General features: G+C 51.6%; 1 protein-coding gene. It reads left to right on the forward strand.

What is annotated here, in order from left to right:
• The first annotated feature begins 218 nt into the window (after nucleotides 1–218).
• On the forward strand, nucleotides 219–1268 hold the full coding sequence (locus VE954_RS29365) for an IS110 family transposase (RefSeq protein ID WP_324959657.1): 1050 nt from the start codon (nucleotides 219–221) through the stop codon (nucleotides 1266–1268).
• The last annotated feature ends 469 nt before the right edge of the window (nucleotides 1269–1737 follow it).

Below are 1737 nucleotides of genomic sequence, written 5' to 3' on the forward strand. Positions count from 1 at the left end.
ATGCTTTTTTGAGTGCCACGACACAAGATCCGGCGATGTTGCGTCGGCCGTACTTAAGGAGTCCAACTGCGAGGTGCTGGTCTCTGACGTCTATTCCGGCTATAAAAAGGCGGTAAGTCGCTATGTTGAATCAGTTTCGGAGGGACCAGAATCCGGAAAAAATGGGAATATCCTTTCAAGATCAATTTCTGGTGATAAAGCTCTGAAAGGACAAAAAAATGAACAGCAAGACCATCTCTTATGCAGGGAAAGTTGTCTATATTGGGCTCGATGTGCATAAAGAAACCTACGCGGTAGCCTGCATCGTTGACAATGAGATTGTCAAAAGGGCCTCCACCCATGCGGACCCAACGAGCTTAGCTTGCAGCTTACGAAACTGGTTTGAAGGCGCAGAAATTCACTCTGCTTATGAGGCAAGCTACTTTGGTTTCGTGCTGCACCGCGCCCTTGTGAAGGTTGGCATTGATAACATCGTCGTCAACGCTGCCTCGATAAAGATTGCGGCTAACGACCGGGTAAAGACTGACAGGCGTGATGCGAAAAAGATCGCCTGGGCACTCTCCAAGGGAGACCTCGTTGGCATCCACATTCCGACTGAGGACGAAGAACTTTCCAGGTTGCTGCCCCGAACACGGGCCCAGCTCGTTGAGCATCGAGGAACTATTGAAAGGCAAATCAAAGCCAAACTCCATCAATTTGGACTGATGCCCCTAGGCTCGACGCGGCGTATCAGTAGCCGCTATTTGCGGGAGCTGGAGGCAATGACAATTGCCGTCGAACTTAAAATGGTCCTTGGGCTTCTCTTCGCTCAGTGGCGTTTTTTAACCAGCCAGCTTCTTCAGGTCCGTCGGCTTCTACGGGAGGAGGCAAAAAAGAGGGTCCACTTGGAGTCCGTTTATAAAAGTGTGCCTGGTATTGGACTGGTCGGTGCTGCCGTGCTGGCGACCGAACTCGGCGACATGTCACGGTTTGCTAATGAGAAAGGTCTCTTTCGTTACACTGGGCTTACACCGACCGAAAGCTCATCAGGCGACTCTGTGCGGCGAGGACATATCAGTCGGCAAGGTGCTGGCCGCTTGCGAGGACTTCTCGTCGAGGCTGCCTGGCGGGCAATCAGCAAGGATATTGCACTCGGCGAAATTTTCAATAGGATTGCAGCCACGCGAGGCAAAAAGCGCGCGATCGTAGCAATCGCACGTCGACTTATCGGAAGGATCCGCGCTTGTTTTCGAACAGGAACGATGTATACGGTGGGGACACCTGCATAGGCTTGGTGACAAGTTTGACGTCAATGGCCAAGGCCTCTCGTTTCAGGTATGAACAAAGGTTCGGCTGTGACTTCGTTTGGTTTCCCTGTGTCGGGGGCTCATCGCCACCAGCACGTTGGTAAGTGTGAAGCGCAGCCCTTTTCCTGCGGTACGAACGAATAAGCAACTTGAGCGCAGGGTTACGATCCTGACCTCGAATGACAGGTTGTTCAGCCGAGAAGCCTTGGCCGTTGACGTTGCAGATAAGACAAATACGAACAGTTCAACAGCGTTTTTGCAAACGCGTTTGAAACGTCCTTATTTTTTGCTTGATAATTCACATGACAGGGAAACAAACGAATTCAGAGTTACCACCGGCAAGCCCCCCATTGCCATGGCCTTCTGCAACAGCCATGCGCGACGGGGATTCAAGGCCAATGAGTTCGAGGCTCCCGAGGAAGCAGGCTTCATGGTCCAGCAGTATAAAGCT

The organism is Oligoflexus sp., from assembly GCF_035638955.1.
GTDB lineage: Bacteria > Bdellovibrionota_B > Oligoflexia > Oligoflexales > Oligoflexaceae > Oligoflexus.